Here is an 18,334-nt window from a genome sequence, read left to right on the forward strand (position 1 = left end):
TCTTTTTTACTTTCAACTGTGACCAAGTAACTGTTGATTTAGTGCCATTAAACGTTCTGGTGTACCAATATCGTGCCAGATACCCTTAAAGTGCTCAGCGCTTACCTTTCCTTCAGTAATCGCCTGCTTTAACAGCGGCGCAAGCTTTGCCGGTTCACCGCGTTTAATGCCCGCAAATAAGGCTGGGTGATACACCCCCACCCCCGAAAATGTAAGCTTAGGCTCGCCTTCTAATTTAATTTTCTTATCTGCAAATGCAAAATCGCCTTGCATATGCTGAGGCGGGTTATCAATCAGCAGCAAATGTGCCAAATTATCTGGGCTCAACTTAAGGTCGGCAAACGAGATATCTGTAAATACATCGCCATTTACTACCAAAAATGGGCTGTTTCCCAACAAATCTAGCGCATTGGCAATACCGCCAGCCGTTTCTAAAGCTACCGCCTCTGGAGAATATTGAATGCGCAGCCCCCATTGCGCGCCATCTTGCAAGGCAGCTTCAATCATATCGCCCAGATGCGCATGATTAATCACCACTTCTTTAAAACCTGCCTGGGCCAAGCGCTCCAAGTGCCAAACAATCAGAGGTTTACCTGCGATGGGTAATAATGGTTTAGGGGTATGGTCAGTCAGTGGGCGCATGCGCTCGCCACGTCCCGCCGCCAATATCATTGCTTTCAAATCATCACCCTTTATCAAAAACTCTTTATTATTATGGTGCCTATAATTAACACAGACTAGAAAGTGTAGCCAACCTGCGGTTTAGTACCCTCTAAGCTATCCAGCAAACGCAACAATGGTTTAAGTTCGATATAGCGATCACATACTTTACGTAGGTAAGTCATCACTAGCGGCATATCTTTTAAATAGCCATCTTTACCATCACGATGGTACAGCCTTGCAAAAATACCTAGCACCTTGATATGGCGCTGTGCACCCATATACTCAAAGTCACGATAGAACTCGCTAAAATCGTCTGGTACTGGCAAATCTACTTTACGCGCCGCCTGCCAGTAACGTACACACCAATCGATAATCTGCTCTTCTTCCCAGCCGATATAAGCATCTTTTAATAAAGACACCAAATCATAGGTAATGGGGCCATAAACCGCATCTTGAAAATCTAAAACACCGGGGTTGTCTTCACAAACCATCAAATTACGCGCATGGTAATCTCGGTGCACATACACCTTACCCTGTGCCAGAATATTGCGGTTTAACACGTCAAACGTTTGCTGCAAAACAGCCTGCTGCTTTTCATCCAAAGTCACATTCAGGTGCTTATTGATGTACCAGTCTGGAAAAAACTGCATCTCGCGGGTAAGTAATGCTGCATCATAATCAGGTAGCACATCCGGCTTACTCGACAGCTGTAACTTAATAAGCGCAGTATTGGCATCATGATACAAACTTGGCGCACTGGTTTGGTTAAGCATGCTTAAATAAGTCACATCGCCCAAATCACTCAGCAATAAAAAACCTTGGGCTAACTCTTGCGCTAGCACTTTAGGTACATGCATGCCCGCATCGCCAAACAAAGCCGCAATTCGCACAAATGGCTCGCAGTTTTCTTGGGGCGGTGGTGCATCCATCGCAATTAGCGTCTCTGATTTACCATCCTGGCCGTTTAAGTGCACTCTAAAATAACGCCTGAAGCTGGCATCTGCCGAGGCCGTAGTTAACCTAAATTCATTATGCTGTAACACTAGTGCTAACCATGCTGTTAACTGCTCTTGCCTTAAATCTTGCTGACCCTTATCCACGTCTATCTTTCTAACATTTTAAATGTTGATATATCTGAAACCATGTATCGTTAACGCTGCTATACAAGTATAATTTGCTTTTAATTTCACCTTAGCATTGTTAGCCTAAGCATGCAGATTAACGACAAAGATGTAAATCTCTACGTTGTTTACTGCTACGGCAATGTCAATTTCTGATTGCCAAAAAATACAATATGTGAGATTTTAACATTGATAAAATAAAACAGTTTGCCTATATACCCGTGCTTTTAATTTCACCGCTCAACCCTGTGCAGCTTCTGATGGTACGCGCATGCTAAAAAGTCGCTTTTTAGCTGCCATCACACCTATTGTATTGGCATACGCGCCGCAATCGCACGCAAACGAAAATACGCCGCCCGAAAGCATTCCAGTAGAGCAGTTACCCAATAGCGAGCAAGAGACAAATGACGGCATCATTATTGATGGCGATAAACTTGAGCTGCATCTTGATAGAAAAATGCGCGCTATTGGCAATGCTGAAATTCACCGAGGTAAGCAAACCGCTTATGGCGACATCATTGAGTACAACGTACAAAATGATGAGCTCCATGTTACAGGCAACGCCAGAGTTGAGGTCGGAGATGCAAAGTTATCCGGTCCTGAATTACGCATGCGTCTTTCGGAAAGCATAGGCGAGATGCGGGACGCATCAATCATCATGCATAAGAGCGCTAGCAAATCAGGCTCGCAAGATGATGACGCACTGGTCTTTACCAATGATATTGGTAATCAGCAAAACGAACAACTGCGCTATCAAAACCGCGCCAGCTCGCACCTCAATGACCGCATGGAAACCAATAGATACGGTGAAATGCAGTTATCATCCAAGCCTTCCACGGTGCGTGGCAATGCAGAGCACATCTATTTTGAAGGTGAAGATAAAAAACGCCTGACCGGCGCGCGCTATACCACCTGCGAGGTGGGCGTAGATGACTGGTACATCAAAGCCAGTGAAATCAAGCTAGACGACTACACCAGCTCAGGCACCGCCACTAATGCCCGTGTCGAATTTAAAGGTGTACCATTGCTATACACCCCTTGGATTGAGTTTTCATTTAATAACCAGCGTAAAACTGGCCTGCTCGCGCCAACAATGGGCACGACAAGCCGCAGCGGTTTTGAGGTACTAACACCGTTCTATTGGAATATTGCTCCCAACAAGGATGCAACACTGGGTCTGCGCGCGTTAAGTAAACGCGGCGTGCAGTTGCAAGGCGAGTTCCGGTACATGGAAGAAAATTTCTCCGGTACGGACAACATAGAGTACTTACCTAGCGACACCCTGACTAATGAAACCCGCTACTTTGCTAATCTAAAACATCAACATCGATTTGGTAATGGCTGGTCAGCAGGCTACAGCCTAGAAAAAGTATCTGATAGCCAGTATTTCTCAGAGCTATCCACTCGTATTGTCACCACCAGCCGTATCAATCTGCCACAACAACTCAATGTGGATTACGCGGATGAGAACTGGAGTTTTAATGCAATTGCGCAAAAATTTCAAACCTTAGATAACGTCTCATTCCCATACGAGCGCCTGCCACAAATGACCTTATCAGGCGGCAAAACTTATGGCGATGTTAATTTAAACTTATACACACAGCTCGTCGCTTTTGATAACAACAATAACAGCACCGCTCGCCCGACAGGTACACGCTTCACGGCCTACCCAAGCATCACCCTGCCAATGAGCAGGCCATATGGCTATATCACACCGAAACTAGGTGTGCATTACACCAGCTACAATTTAAATAATGTGGCAGCAGATCAGGAATCACTACATAGAACGCTGCCAATATTTAGCTTAGACAGCGGCCTATATTTTGACCGTGACTTTAAAATTGCCAATAGAGGTTATTCACAGACGATTGAGCCTAGACTATTCTACGTCTACATCCCCGACCGCAATCAGGCAAAAATCCCTGTGTTTGACAGTAGCGTTACTGACTTAAACTTCGCCACGTTGTTTATGGAGAACCAATTTACTGGTAATGACCGCATTAACAATGCAAATCAGCTCAGCTTTGCGCTCACCACGCGCTTTATTGAAAGCAGCACTGGCACACAGCGCCTATCTGCATCGATAGGTCAACGCTACTACTTTGCCGATCAAGAAGTTGCTCTGGACTATAGCAATCTGTCTACATTCCGCAAAAATAACAGCTCAGACGTGATTGCAGGCATTACCGGCCAACTTAAAAACAGCTGGCAGGTGGATGCGTTCTGGCAATACAACACCGACGATTCAACCGCGGTGAGAACTACCATTACCAGTCGCTATAATCCTGAGCCAGGTAAAGTGTTAAACCTAAGCTATAGCTACAGACAAGACTTATTGGATCAATTCAATATTTCCAGCCAATGGCCGATAGGCAAAGGTTGGTATGGGGTTGGGCGGATGAACTACTCTATGCGCGAGAAGAACATCATCGAAACACTTGCGGGTTTAGAGTATGATGCAGGATGCTGGCAAGCACGCGGCGTAATGCAACGGGTGACCACGGCCACTGCAGATGCGAACTACGCATTCTTCTTCCAACTTGAACTCGGCGGGCTTGCTTCGATTGGCGCAAACCCATTAGCAGTGATTAAACGAAACGTTCCGGGTTATGTAAGCTCTAACTTCATTCCGGACAATCCTCAACCATCATATTACGAGTAATTATGTTGCGTAACCTTAGTAAAATCTCACTCTTTATTGCCTTAAGTTTTAGTCAACTCAGCACACAGGCTGCGGATGTAACTAAAATGGATCGCATCGTGGCAATCGTTGACCAAACGGTGATTACCGAACAGGAACTGGAAAGCCGCATCGTATCGCTCAGTGCACAGTTAAAAAAACAAGGCACAGAACTACCCGAAGCAAGCATTTTAAGAAAACAAATCCTAGAGCGTTTGATTTCTGACGCATTGCAGCTACAGTACGCGGCACAAACTGGCATCAAAGTGGATGACACCCAGCTCGACAAGACCCTTGAGCGCATTGCCGAACAAAATAAATTGACCGTGAGAGAGTTCTACGATGCACTCAATCAAGACGGTATTAGCGTGCGCAAGTTTAGATCGGACATTCGTAACGAAATCATCATCGCCAGACTGCGTGAGCGCGAAGTAGAAAGCCGCGTTAATGTCAGCGAATCTGAAATCGACAATTACTTAACCACGCAAGCGTCAACTAATCAAAATCAAGATGAATATGAAATCTCTCATATTCTGATTCGCGTGCCGGAAGATGCCGCAACCGAAGATGTACAAAAAGCTAAAGCAAAAGTAGACGAAATACTTAGCGCGTTGGCATCAGGCACAAGCTTTGCAAAAGTGTCTGCGAGCTTTTCCGATGCACCCAACGCCTTAGAGGGCGGCAACATCGGCTGGAAGCAAAGTGCTCAAATGCCAGCACTGTTTCTTGATGCATTAAAAGCCATGCAAAAAGGCGAGGTTTCGGCCGCATTGCGTAGCCCTAACGGCTTTCACATCCTAAAGCTAACCGATAAGCGTGGCGGCAGTTCTCCGCTCATTATCGAGCAAACACACGCACGCCATATTTTGATTAAGCTCTCTGAAGTCATGTCTGAAAAAGATGCCAAACAGAAAATGGATGGCATTAAAGAGCGCTTAGATAATGGCGAGAAATTTGAAGTGCTAGCACGCCAGTTCTCTGAAGATGGCACAGCATCTAATGGCGGCGACTTAGGCTGGGTAAATCCGGGCGACACAGTGCCTCAATTCGAAAAAGCCATGAATAACCTGCAGCCTAATGAAATCAGCGAACCTGTGCTCAGCCCCTTTGGCTGGCATGTGATACAAGTGCTTGAACGCAAAAAGCAAGACATGAGCAAAGAGGCCGCTCGCTTAAAAGCACGTCAGGAAATTCGCGCAAGAAAAGCGGATGAAGCTTATCAAGACTGGATTCGTGAACTGCGTGACCGCGCTTTCGTAGAGCTAAGGCTTGAAGACAAATTTTAATAGCGCTTAACGCTATCATCACGAAACTATCACAGTGACAAAACCATTACCTTGTATTGTTGTAACCGCAGGTGAACCTGCTGGCATCGGCCCTGATTTATGCATCATGCTGGCAGCGCAGCCACTTGACGCCCAGTTGGTGATCATTGCCGATACCGAGATGCTACAAACTCGCGCCAAAGCACTTGGGATACCACTCAACACCGTGGCTTATGATGCAAACATGCGGCAGCAGCATCTGGGCAACGGCTCTCTCACGGTACTTAACCAAGCCGTTAGTCAACCTGTGATTGCCAGCCAGTTAAATGCAGACAATAGCGCTTATGTGCTGGAAACCTTAAGAACCGCTGCAATTGGATGCGTCAAATCAGAGTTTGATGCCATGGTCACCGCACCAGTGCATAAAGGCATCATCAACGACGCAGGCATTGCCTTCAGTGGCCATACCGAATTTTTAGCCGAGCTAACCCACACAGCACAAGTAGTGATGATGCTAGTTTCAGGCCATCAGGCAAACAGCATGCGCGTTGCGCTGGCAACTACGCATTTAGCCTTAAAAGACGTACCACAAGCCATTCAAAAAACCAGCCTGGAAACCACCATTCGCATTCTGCATCATGACTTGGTTAACAAGTTTGGCATTCAGCACCCGCGCATCTTAGTGGCTGGCCTTAATCCACATGCTGGGGAAGACGGTTATTTAGGCCGCGAAGAAATAGACGTGATTAACCCGGTCTTAGCTAAACTGCGCACCGAAGGCATGAATCTGATTGGCGCGTTGCCTGCCGATACTTTGTTTGCAAAACATCATTTGAAACATGCAGATGCCGTATTGGCCATGTATCATGACCAAGGTTTACCTGTACTCAAACATGCAAGTTTTGGGGAGGGCGTGAATGTCACTTTAGGCTTGCCGATTATCCGCACCTCAGTTGACCATGGCACAGCGCTAGATCTGGCAGGCACCGGCAAGATTGAAATTGGCAGCTTACTCGCCGCCATTGAACTCGCGATTCAGCTTACTAAAAACAAACCATCCAGTGCTGTGTAACCACTCACATGCTTTTACCCATTATTGATTAACGCCATGAAACACATTGCAAAAAAGCGCTTCGGCCAAAATTTTCTCACTGACCAAGGCGTTATTTCCAGCTTGGTGGATGCTATTTCACCCAAGGCCAACGACCTCATGGTGGAGATTGGCCCAGGCTTAGGCGCGCTTACACAACCGTTAATGCAACAATTGGCTATGTTACATGTAGTAGAGGTTGACCGTGACATCATTGCCTGGATGGAAAAAACCTATGTAAACAACAAAATCACCATCCATAACTCTGATGCGCTCAAGTTTGATTTTTCAAGTTTAGGCAGTGCCATCAGAGTCGTTGGTAACTTGCCATATAACATTTCCACGCCAATTCTGTTTCATTTACTGGACAATGTCGCCTCAATTATCGACATGCACTTTATGCTGCAAAAAGAAGTGGTGGAACGCATGGTGGCATCGCCATCTACCGCGGCTTATGGACGACTGAGCGTGATGCTGCAATATCGCTTACAAATGGAATACCTCTTTACCGTACCGCCAGAGGCTTTTGACCCAGCACCTAAAGTCGAGTCCGCATTTGTGCGCTGCGTACCGCATGCAGCGCTACCCTATCCTGCAAATGATGAAGCTTTATTTGCACAGGTGGTCACCGCAGCATTTGGGCAGCGCAGAAAAACCCTACGCAACACGCTCAAAGGTCTACTGGATGATGACGGATTTAAGGCTTTAGACCTAGACTCACAGTTGCGCGCCGAAAATCTGAGCGTGGCTGACTTTGTGAGAATCAGCAACTATCTGAGCCAAAACACTTAAAGTCCTCAGCGCATGCTGTGGCAAACACCGTTTTAAGATAAAATCCACCTTCAAATTTACTATTAAGGACTTCCAACCCATGCGAATCATTCTTTTAGGCGCTCCAGGTGCAGGCAAAGGCACACAAGCCACTCACTTACGTGAAAAATTTAATATCCCGCAAATCTCTACAGGCGATATGCTACGTGCTGCAGTAAAAGCTGGCACACCACTTGGCCTAGAAGCCAAAGCATTTATGGATAGCGGTGGTTTGGTACCTGACGCTGTGATTATCGGCCTAGTAAGCGAGCGCATTAAAGAAGCAGATTGTGCTAATGGCTTTTTATTCGATGGCTTTCCACGCACCATTCCACAAGCAGAAGCAATGAAAAACGCTGGCGTAGGGATTGATTACGTCGTAGAAATTGACGTACCTGACGAGGCAATTATTGAGCGTATGAGTGGCCGTCGCAGCCACCCAGCCAGCGGCCGTACCTACCACGTTAAATTCAATCCACCAAAAGTAGAAGGTAAAGATGACGTTACCGGCGAAGACTTGGTACAACGCCCAGATGATGTGGCAGAAACTGTGAAAACACGTTTAGACGTTTATCACAGCCAAACCAAGCCTCTAGTAAAATACTACTCAGACTGGGCAAATAGCGGCACAGCTGGCGCACCTAAACACGTATTTGTAAATGGCTTGGGCGACATGAATGTGATTCGCGATAATATTTTTGCAGCATTGAAATAATCACAAGCTAACCAAAACCAATATCCCCTACTGTCGCGCTGCATGGCACAGCCTTAATGTGCAACAGAAGGGGATTAAGTACTTTAATTCAGATAAGTAAACAAAGCATCCCGCCATCCGGCAACCTCCATAAGTAGTAACTGCAAGACAACCTCACACTACTGCTTGCCCAAAATTGAACATAGACTCACTAATGGATGAGCAAAAACCTGTAGCCTCATGGGCTGAGTAAATCAAGCACACAAATCATCCAGCAGTAGCCACATGCAATTGATTGCATATCAGAGCTTATTTAGATAAACACTTGGCGCTTCGCTAATTCATACCCTACAAGGTATAATTCTGGAATCTAAAAATTAACTCTTAAGCTACTCACATGCACCAGCAATATCCATTCAAAGACATCGAACAATCAGCACAAACTTACTGGGAGGCAAACCAAACATTTGCTGCGACTGAACAGTCAGACAAACCAAAATACTATTGCTTGTCGATGTTTCCATACCCAAGCGGTCGTCTGCATATGGGGCATGTACGTAACTACACGATTGGCGATGTGTTAAGCCGCTTTCATAAAATGAAAGGCTTTAACGTGATGCAACCTATGGGTTGGGATGCGTTTGGCCTACCTGCCGAGAACGCTGCAATTAAAAATGAGACTGCACCAGCCGCATGGACTTACAGCAACATTGAACACATGAAAGCCCAGCTCAAACAGCTCGGTTTGGGCGTGGACTGGAACCGTGAAATTGCAACCTGCAAACCAGAGTATTACAAATGGGAGCAATGGTTATTCACAGAACTATTCAAAAAGGGGTTGATCTATAAAAAAACCTCAACGGTTAACTGGGACCCTGTTGATGGTACCGTATTAGCCAACGAACAAGTGATTGATGGCCGCGGCTGGCGTAGCGGCGCGTTAGTAGAAAAACGCGACATTCCGCAATACTTCATGAAAATCACGGCATATGCCGAAGAGTTGTTAAATGATTTAGATAAACTTGATGGCTGGCCAGAGCAAGTAAAAACTATGCAACGTAACTGGATAGGCAAAAGTTACGGCTGTGAAGTGGAATTCCCTATCGTTGACCAAGATGGCAACCTCAAGGTGTACACCACTCGCCCAGACACCTTAATGGGCGCAACTTATGTGGCAGTTGCCGCAGAACATGCACTGGCAACGCAAGCTGCACAAAACAACCCAGCACTGGCTGACTTTATTGCAGAGTGTAAACGCGGCAGTGTGGCCGAGGCAGACATTGCAACCGCCGAGAAAAAAGGCATGGCAACAGGATTGTTTGTTACCCATCCACTAAACGGCGAGCAATTACCAGTTTGGGTGGCGAACTATGTGCTGGCGAGCTATGGCGAAGGCGCGGTGATGGCAGTCCCTGCGCATGATGAGCGTGACTTTGAGTTTGCTGGTAAATACAATTTACCAGTTAAAGCTGTGATTAAACATAGCGACATCGATACATTGCCGATGACAGAACATGGCATTTTATTTGATTCAGCAGAATTTAATGGCTTAGACTTTGACGGCGCAAGCGCTGCTATTGCTGCTGCGTTGTCAGCTAAAAATCTAGGTAAACGCCGTACCCAATATCGTTTACGCGACTGGGGCGTTTCCCGCCAACGCTACTGGGGTTGCCCAATTCCAATTGTGCACTGTGCAAACTGTGGCGAGGTACCTGTCCCTGCCGAACAATTGCCAGTGGTGTTACCTGAAAATGTAGTGATGGATGGCGTCGGCTCACCAATTAAAAAAGACCCGAGCTTCTACGAAACCACCTGCCCAACTTGCCATGGCAAAGCCACACGCGAGACAGATACTTTAGATACATTTTTTGAGTCATCCTGGTATTTTGCACGTTACGCTAGCTTTGATAGCAACAATGCGATGGCGGATGAGCGCGCTAACTACTGGTTACCAGTTGACCAATATGTAGGCGGTATTGAACATGCAATTCTTCACTTGTTATACGCACGCTTCTTTAACAAGCTCATGCGTGATGTTGGGCTGATTAAAAATGATGAGCCGTTTACTAACTTGCTCACACAAGGCATGGTGCTGAAAGAAGGCACCAAAATGAGTAAATCCAAAGGCAACACGGTAGATCCGCAAGAGTTGATTGACACCTATGGCGCAGATACCGCGCGCTTGTTTATGATGTTTGCAGCACCGCCAGAGCAAAGTCTGGAATGGGCTGACAGTGGCGTTCAAGGCGCACATCGCTTTTTACGCAGACTATGGCAAGCCACCTACGACCATATAGAGCTTGGCGCAACTGCAGCTTATACATCAGGCGAGTTAAACGCAGAACTTAAAACATTGCGTCGCCAATTGCACCTCACCATTGAAAAAGTTGCGGATGACTATGGCCGTCGCCATAGCTTTAACACCGCCATTTCATCAGTGATGGAGTTAATGAACAGCTTAGCCAAAGTGGAAGGCACTGATGAACTATCACGCCAAGTAAGGCAGGAAGTGCTGCAAAATGTTGCGCTATTGCTATCCCCGATCGTTCCGCATATTTGTCAGGCACTATGGGCTGAACTTTGCCCGAATAGCCATATCTTAGATGCGGGCTGGCCAGCTGCCGACGCATCAGCAATGGTACAAGACAGCATCGAATATATGATACAAGTGAACGGTAAATTGCGCGGCAGCATCACCGCGGCCAAAACCGAAAGCAAAGAAGCGTTGGAAGCACTCGCCTTGGCACAACCTTGCGTACAGAAATTCATTGAAGAAAATATGAGCGTACGTAAGGTGATTGTAGTGCCAAATAAACTCATTAACGTTGTTGTGGGGTAAACCATGCAATACCTGAACTTATCATTTACGCGTCAATTAAGTTGGGTGTTTCTAATTGCGCTATTGCTGACGGCATGCGGCTTTCAATTACGTGGCTCCGCGCCTTTATCTTTTACTAAGTTAAGCATACAAGGCAGCCCGCTTAGCATTAAAAAAGATTTAAAACGTACACTTGAAACCAATAACGTCAAAATCGTCGACAGTGCTGAAGACGCTGAAATGCTGATCGAACTGTTAAACGAGTCCACTGAAAAGCGCATTCTTTCGTTAAGTGGCGGCGGTTTGGTGCGTGAGTTTGAACTGTACTACACAGTCAACTTTAGGACGCGGCCTCAGAACGAGCAATTATGGGGAAAAGTACAAACCATACAGATTCGCCGTGACTTTTCTTACAACGACAAAGCATTACTAGGTAAAGCAGAAGAAGAAGCCGGGCTTTATGCCGACATGCGTAAAGAATCCGTACGAGCCATACTACGCAGGCTATCTGCCACCAACCCAGATAAGCAGTAACAGCACAGCATGCGCTTAACCCAAACCCAACTGGCGCCACACTTACAGCAAGGTTTGCAGCCACTCTATGTGCTAGTGGGTAGCGAGCCTTTAGCACAGCGCGAGTGCCTAGACGCAATTCGCGCTGCGGCCAACACGCAAGGATTTGATGAGCGCACCAGCCTAATTGTTGAGCGCAATTTCAACTGGCAGCAAATTCAAAATTTTGGGCAATCCATATCGCTGTTCTCCAGTCGCCGACTATTGGAACTGAACATTCCTAATGGCAAGCCTGGTGTGGATGGTAGCAAAGCCTTGCAAGCACTAGCATCCAAAGCCCTACCTGACACTACGGTGATTATCATCTTACCTACGCTAGAGCGTGAAGCGAAGAATAGCGCATGGTTTGCCGCGTTAGAAGCAAATGCGCAAGTATTAACCATTAACGAAGTAGATGCAGCCAATCTCCCCACATGGATTGCAAACCGCCTAGCGCAGCATGGGCAACGCACCAGTCTATCAACGCTGGAGTTTCTCGCACATCAGGTAGAAGGTAACCTGCTTGCTGCTAATCAAGAAGTACAGAAACTAAGCCTGCTCTATCCGCAAGGGGAGCTTTCAGACACTGCGGTACGGGAAGCGGTACTCAATGTATCGCGTTACGATGCCTTTCAACTCGGTGAGGCGGTACTTGCAGGAGATGCCGAACGTACCGTAAGAATTTTGCAAGGCCTGCAAGATGAGGGCGAAAACGCCGTAGCCATCATGAACCCGCTCATGTGGGTGCTGCGCCCATTAGTGCGCATCAAACAAGCCGAAATGCGCGGCACTAACCTAGCAACTGCCATGACTAATGCACGTATTTATGGCGACAAACAAATACTGGTTAAACGTGCACTATCGCGTCTAAGTTTGCGCCAGTTAGATGCCGCACTGCAAAAACTGGCTGATATTGATCGGATGGCAAAGGGCGTTATGCTTGGTGATGCATGGCTAGAAATATCCAGGCTATGTTTTGGCTTAGCAAAAGTACGTAGCCGATAGATTCTTAGGCGCAGTTGCATCTCGCTGTTAATGCATTTTCTGCATGCCAAATTTATTTTTATTCTGCGCAATAAAAAGTATAATTAATCATGAACATTCAACAATACATGCAAAATATCGGTGTAGAAGCACGTAAAGCCTCGCGCTTTATGGCAAGTGCTGACACGAACCAAAAAAATATAGCGCTCAACGCAATTGCAGCTGCGATTTTACGTGAAAAAGACACATTACTCGCCGCCAACAAACTAGACCTAGAAGCTGCAAAAGCCAATGGCTTAGAGCCTGCGATGCTGGACAGGCTGACCATTACTGAAAAATCTATCGCCAATATGGCTGAAGGCCTGAATCAGATTGCCAGTCTAACTGACCCAATCGGCGAAATGAGCAATTTCAAATATCGCCCTAGCGGAATCCAAATTGGCCAGATGCGTGTACCTCTGGGTGTTATCGGCATCATTTATGAGGCGCGCCCTAATGTGACGGTTGATGCGGCAGGCCTATGCATCAAATCAGGCAATGCAGCGATTCTGCGTGGCGGTAGCGAGGCGATTCATTGCAATCAGGCCTTGGCCAAACTCGTACATGAAGGCCTTGCGGCAGCGGATTTACCAACCACAGCAGTGCAAATTGTAGAAACTACAGACCGTGCGGCAGTAGGCGAGCTCATCACGATGAAGCAATACGTGGATGTCATCGTGCCACGTGGTGGCAAAGGCTTAATTGAGCGCATTTCTAATGACGCACGTATCCCTGTGATTAAGCATCTGGATGGGAATTGCCATGTGTATGTTGATGATGATGCCGACTTTGATAAAGCACTACGCATACTGGAAAACAGTAAGACACAGCGACTTGGCACCTGCAATACCACAGAGTCTTTATTGATTGCTCGCTCAGTGGCAGCATCCATGCTGCCTAAGTTAGCCGCCATGCTTACCTCACACGGCATTGAAATTCGCGGTTGCGCTGAAACCTGCGCACTCGTCAGTCAGGCAACTCCTGCCACTGAAGAGGATTACTACACAGAGTATCTTGCAGCCATTATTTCATGCAAAGTCGTCAGCGGCTTAGATGAGGCAATTGCCCACATAAACGAGCACTCATCGCAACATACGGAAGCCATCGTGACGGAAAACTACACCAAATCACGCCGCTTCTTGCGTGAGGTTGACTCTAGCAGTGTGATGGTGAATGCGTCCACGCGCTTTGCAGACGGTTTTGAATATGGCTTTGGTGCAGAAATCGGCATCTCAACCGACAAGTTACACGCACGCGGCCCGGTGGGGCTTGAAGGCTTAACCTCACTTAAATACGTAGTATTAGGTGACGGACATGTGCGCGCTTAATCTAACGCATCAGATATAAGTCATATTAAGTAACCACTAATAAAAATCAGGGTATTGAGTAACAGTTCGAACCTGCTACTCAATACCCTGCTTGACCTACTAACTGCCAGCAATCTACTATTGCCTATGGCCCACCTTGATTTACCTACCTTAATATTGATGCAATGAAAACCATAGGCATACTTGGCGGCACATTTAACCCCATTCACTATGGGCATCTACGCATGGCGCAAGAGCTTGCAGATGACCTGCACATAGATGCAATACATTTTATCCCTGCCGCCAATCCACCACACAAAAACTCGGTCACGATTAGTGCGGAACATCGCGCAGCCATGGTAGATTTGGCAATTAGCAACAACCCGCACTTTACGCTAGATGTGCGTGAGCTAAACCGCACAGGCACATCCTACACCATAGACACTTTGCTTAGCCTGCGTGCAGAGTTGGGCAGTGACGCCAGCCTGACGTTATTCATGGGTAGTGATGCTTTCACGCAATTCAATAGTTGGCACCGCTGGCAAGAGATTTTGCAGCATTGCCATATTGCACTGGTGCAACGACCACATACCAACAAAAATCAAACCAGCAAGTTGCTACCCAAAATACTGGAAGAGTTTCTGCATACGCATTACACAGAAAACGGTGAAGATCTGCACAATAGCGCAGCTGGCTACATCACGATGCGGCAAGTAACGGCCTTGGACATTTCATCTACCGCGATTCGTGAGGCATTTAAACAACAAGCATCCACGCGCTACCTGATGCCAGATAGCGTGATTGATTACATTAAAACCCATCAACTTTACAAATAACGCAGCACTGCGCACTATGTTCTATAATGCAGATCACATAGATGTCATTTATGATTGTTAAATTTAAGATTGCTAGATTTAAACCAACGCGAGACTCAAGCAAACACATGCTTTAATTTTTGTCCTGTACCTTACAGACGAGCCCACACGATGAAATTACATTTACCACAGCCTTTTTACACTAAGTTCAACCTAGCATTGGTGTTGTCGCTAACACTAATGATCAACGCCTGTGGCGTGAACCCTGTGACTAAAAAGCGTGAGTTCCAGTTTGTATCTGAGGCGCAGGAAATCTCCATCGGCACCCAAAATTACGCGCCAACCCGCCAATCTCAAGGCGGAGATTACGTACTCGACCCAGAGCTAACCGCGTACATACAAAGTGTGGGCAATAAATTAGCCGCAGTTTCTGACCGCAAACTGCCGTATGAATTTAACCTGCTCAATGACTCAGTCCCCAACGCTTGGGCCATGCCAGGCGGCAAAATTGCATTTAACCGCGGCCTGCTCTATGAGCTTAACAGTGAAGCAGAATTAGCCGCAGTCATGGGCCATGAACTGGTGCACGCAGCTGCACGCCATGGTGCCCAAGGCATGGAGCGTGGGATTTTTCTACAAGGCGCGATGATTGCCGTCGGCATCGGTGCACAAAATACAGACTACGCAAACCTGATTGTGGGTGGAGCACAGGCCGGCGCGCAACTGGTAAATAGCAAATATGGCCGGGATGCAGAAAGTGAATCAGATTTATACGGTATGCAATATATGAAAAAAGCGGGTTACGACCCAGCTGCCGCCGTCACGCTGCAGGAAACCTTCGTTAGGCTGAGTGCAGACAGAAAGAGCAACTTTATTGATGGCCTGTTTGCAAGCCATCCACCATCGGAAGCACGCGTAGAGGCTAATAAAGCTACGCTGGCACAGATTGGCGCTGGCGGCGACTGGGGTAAAGAGGTTTATAAGCAAAAAACCGCTAAATTAAGGGCCACCCAAGGTGCTTATAAAGCCTACGATGATGCGGTGAAAGCCCTCAGTGAAAAGAATATCGACAAAGCAAAAACTTTGATTAATCAGGCTATTGCCGGTGAACCGCGTGAAGCACGCTTTCAAGAGCTGTTAGGCGACATTGCATTAACCGAGAAAAAGCCACAAGATGCATTAAAACTGTATGCAAAAGCCATCAAATTGCAGCCGGATTACTTTAAACCGCATATTCAAAGTGGCATTGCCTTATTTAATATGGGTAAAAAAGCAGAGGCAGAACCATATTTAAAACGTGCTAATGAGCTATTACCAACAGCACCTGGACATGCGCTATTGGGTCAAATTGCAGAAGACCGTGGTCAGACAGACATTGCCTTGCAGCACTATCAAGTAGCCGCAAGCTCCAACTCGGATATCGGCAAAGACGCCATCACCAGAGCGGTACGTATAGACTTACCGCGCAACCCAGCCAAATATGTTAAATCAGGCATACAACACGATAATTACGGCAATTTATTTGCGGTGGTGCAAAATGACACGACAGTATCGCTGCGCAGCGTGCAGGTGCGCGTAATCAAATACAACGCAGCCGGCCGCGCTATCGCACAAAGCCAGCCATTATTGATAAGTAGCGGTGTGGCGCCGGGCAAACGCAGCCAGGTGGCAGTGGGTGAACACGTGGCAACACCACAAGAAGCCAACCTATACAAAGTGGTAGTAGAGTCTGCGGAGATAGCGCAGTAAGGCATAGCCGCACCCCAGTTTAAGCACAAGATTGCTTAAAAGACTAGCCCACAGCTTAGAACAAACCCAAGAACCGCCCAATTAGGCTAGCCACAGCTCTATATAGCGAGCCTATCAGGCAAACTTGAGCCATAGGTAATAAGTGAATAAATCCGTTGCTACGGCTAACTAAAGCTAAAACTGGCCTCCTGTTGCCAGCCCACCACACTCAAACATGGGGCAGCAATACGCTGCTGTAAACTAGCAAGATTCTCCGCAAATACTGGCATATCTGGTTCAACCTGGTTCGCAACCCAGCCAGCCAAGGTGAGCCCACGTGCCTGAATAGCCTCAACCGTGAGCAGGGCATGATTAATGCAGCCCAAGCGCATACCGACCACCAAAATAATCGGAATATTCAGCATAACGGCTAAGTCGGCCATGGTGTGCTGGGCATTCAATGGCACTAAAAAACCACCAGCACCCTCCACCACCACGATATCAGCCAAAGCACCTAATTGCTGGCATGCCTGCATAATCTGCGAGCAGTCTACATGCTGACCAGCCTGCTCGGCTGCGATATGCGGTGCAATCGCTGGCGCAAAGTGATAAGGATTAATCAGGTCTAGCGGTGCACTTACGTTACTCGCTGCATTTAGCGCAAGCACATCATCATTAAGCAGTTCGCCATCTGGCGCTGCATTACAGCCGGATGCAATCGGCTTCATGCCTACTGTTTGGTAGCCAGCTCGCACAAAATGCCGAATCAAAGCACTGGCAATATAAGTTTTGCCTACATTGGTATCGGTGCCGACAATAAAATAAGATGACTGCATGTTTTAGCTCATCAGGTTCAATATCGATGGGTTATTTTCTAGGGGAAAAATGGATAGGCGCTGCACCATCTGGCAATACTGTTTTGTCTTTGGCGCGCCATGCATGACCGTAAACCACTTCAAAGGTCGCGGGCAATTTCCCGTCTTGCCTAAATTGCTCGTAGGCAGACTCTAGTTTTGCAAAAAACCCACGGCCCAGCAAACCTCTGGCACGACCATCTGTGGCATTGTGTGCGCCGATGCTTTTCAGGTCGCGCATCACGCTTTTCACATCGTCATAAGTCAGCGTAAATCGCTCAACATCTAACACGGGGGCATTAAAGCCTGCACGCACCAAAGCATCGCCAATATCGTGCATATCAATAAAACGGCTGATACTGGTGTAGCCACTAGCACTACTGGTCGCGACCCTGAGCTCACGCAGCGTATCGGGTCCAAACGTGCTAAACGTAAGCAATCCTTCAGGCTGCAATACGCGGTGAAACTCCTGCAAGGCAGCATCTAAATCATTGCACCACTGTATGGCAAGATTGGACCACACCATGCCCACGCTAGCGTTAGCGAGTGGCAATGCTTCGATATCGGCGCAGACTAGGTTTTGCTTTGCTAAACCCAGCAGAGATTTCAGCACGTGTAACAAACCAACGTTGGCGTAAGTCTTACGTGTCTTTTGTAACATAGGGTAAGCAAAATCCAGCGAGACGACTTGTGCTGCACCATACTTTTTTTGCAGTGCGTGGCTACCCAAGCCTGTACCACAGCCCGCATCCAAGATCGTCTGCGGTGTTAATTTAACTAAATCTAGTCGGCCTAGCATTTCTTCGCGCACTTGTTTTTGCAAGATGGCAGCAGCATCATAAGTGTCTGCTGCGCGGCCAAAAGAGGCGCGCGCACGTGCCTTATCGATGCGATAAATATCGTCTGTCATTGTG

15 protein-coding genes are annotated in these 18,334 nt (G+C 47.1%); 11 read left to right on the plus strand and 4 right to left on the minus strand.

Annotation, left to right across the window (positions count from 1 at the left end):
* Positions 1–12 precede the first annotated feature (12 nt).
* Complete coding sequence (gene murU / locus C3Y98_RS00320; RefSeq protein WP_209308716.1) at positions 13–672, minus strand: N-acetylmuramate alpha-1-phosphate uridylyltransferase MurU; 660 nt, start codon at positions 670–672, stop codon at positions 13–15.
* A 65-nt stretch (positions 673–737) separates the two neighbouring features.
* Complete coding sequence (locus C3Y98_RS00325; protein ID WP_135276149.1) at positions 738–1,763, minus strand: aminoglycoside phosphotransferase family protein; 1,026 nt, start codon at positions 1,761–1,763, stop codon at positions 738–740.
* 292 nt (positions 1,764–2,055) lie between these two features.
* On the opposite strand from C3Y98_RS00325, the gene C3Y98_RS00330 reads away from it, so the two are divergent.
* The 11 genes from C3Y98_RS00330 to C3Y98_RS00380 all read left to right on the plus strand — a co-directional run bounded on the left by C3Y98_RS00330 (position 2,056) and on the right by C3Y98_RS00380 (position 16,587).
* A complete protein-coding gene (locus C3Y98_RS00330) occupies positions 2,056–4,446 on the plus strand; it encodes an LPS-assembly protein LptD (RefSeq protein WP_135276150.1) in 2,391 nt (796 codons plus the stop codon).
* A gap of 2 nt (positions 4,447–4,448) precedes the next feature.
* Positions 4,449–5,750 (plus strand): peptidylprolyl isomerase, encoded by a 1,302-nt coding sequence (locus C3Y98_RS00335; protein ID WP_209308713.1) that lies wholly within the window; start codon positions 4,449–4,451, stop codon positions 5,748–5,750.
* A 34-nt stretch (positions 5,751–5,784) separates the two neighbouring features.
* Positions 5,785–6,801, plus strand: coding sequence for a 4-hydroxythreonine-4-phosphate dehydrogenase PdxA (pdxA, locus tag C3Y98_RS00340; RefSeq protein ID WP_135276151.1), 1,017 nt, complete (start codon positions 5,785–5,787; stop codon positions 6,799–6,801).
* Between the two features lie 36 nt (positions 6,802–6,837).
* Complete coding sequence (rsmA, locus tag C3Y98_RS00345; RefSeq protein WP_135276152.1) at positions 6,838–7,611, plus strand: 16S rRNA (adenine(1518)-N(6)/adenine(1519)-N(6))-dimethyltransferase RsmA; 774 nt, start codon at positions 6,838–6,840, stop codon at positions 7,609–7,611.
* Positions 7,612–7,690: 79 nt separating this feature from the next.
* A complete protein-coding gene (gene adk, locus C3Y98_RS00350; RefSeq protein ID WP_135276153.1) occupies positions 7,691–8,344 on the plus strand; it encodes an adenylate kinase in 654 nt (217 codons plus the stop codon).
* A 376-nt stretch (positions 8,345–8,720) separates the two neighbouring features.
* The gene (leuS, locus tag C3Y98_RS00355; RefSeq protein WP_135276154.1) at positions 8,721–11,162 is read left to right on the plus strand and encodes a leucine--tRNA ligase; all 2,442 of its coding nucleotides are present in this window, start codon (positions 8,721–8,723) and stop codon (positions 11,160–11,162) included.
* A gap of 3 nt (positions 11,163–11,165) precedes the next feature.
* Positions 11,166–11,675: an LPS-assembly lipoprotein LptE gene (locus C3Y98_RS00360; RefSeq protein ID WP_135276155.1), complete on the plus strand. Its 510-nt coding sequence runs from the start codon at positions 11,166–11,168 to the stop codon at positions 11,673–11,675.
* A gap of 9 nt (positions 11,676–11,684) precedes the next feature.
* Positions 11,685–12,698 carry a DNA polymerase III subunit delta gene (holA, locus tag C3Y98_RS00365; RefSeq protein ID WP_135276156.1) on the plus strand — a complete coding sequence of 338 codons (1,014 nt, stop codon included), beginning with the start codon at positions 11,685–11,687 and terminating at the stop codon, positions 12,696–12,698.
* Between the two features lie 89 nt (positions 12,699–12,787).
* Positions 12,788–14,044 carry a glutamate-5-semialdehyde dehydrogenase gene (locus C3Y98_RS00370; protein ID WP_135276157.1) on the plus strand — a complete coding sequence of 419 codons (1,257 nt, stop codon included), beginning with the start codon at positions 12,788–12,790 and terminating at the stop codon, positions 14,042–14,044.
* 164 nt (positions 14,045–14,208) lie between these two features.
* Positions 14,209–14,859: a nicotinate-nucleotide adenylyltransferase gene (gene nadD / locus C3Y98_RS00375; protein ID WP_135276158.1), complete on the plus strand. Its 651-nt coding sequence runs from the start codon at positions 14,209–14,211 to the stop codon at positions 14,857–14,859.
* Between the two features lie 150 nt (positions 14,860–15,009).
* Complete coding sequence (locus C3Y98_RS00380) at positions 15,010–16,587, plus strand: M48 family metalloprotease (RefSeq protein WP_135276159.1); 1,578 nt, start codon at positions 15,010–15,012, stop codon at positions 16,585–16,587.
* 164 nt (positions 16,588–16,751) lie between these two features.
* Here the strand turns inward: C3Y98_RS00380 and bioD are convergent, their stop codons facing one another.
* Together bioD and bioC are read right to left on the minus strand one after the other, a co-directional pair.
* Complete coding sequence (bioD, locus tag C3Y98_RS00385; RefSeq protein WP_135276160.1) at positions 16,752–17,402, minus strand: dethiobiotin synthase; 651 nt, start codon at positions 17,400–17,402, stop codon at positions 16,752–16,754.
* Between the two features lie 31 nt (positions 17,403–17,433).
* Entirely contained in the window at positions 17,434–18,330 is an 897-nt protein-coding gene (gene bioC, locus C3Y98_RS00390; protein ID WP_135276161.1) for a malonyl-ACP O-methyltransferase BioC, read from the minus strand.
* Between the last annotated feature and the right edge of the window lie 4 nt (positions 18,331–18,334).

Source organism: Methylotenera oryzisoli (assembly GCF_004661485.1).
GTDB lineage: Bacteria > Pseudomonadota > Gammaproteobacteria > Burkholderiales > Methylophilaceae > Methylotenera > Methylotenera oryzisoli.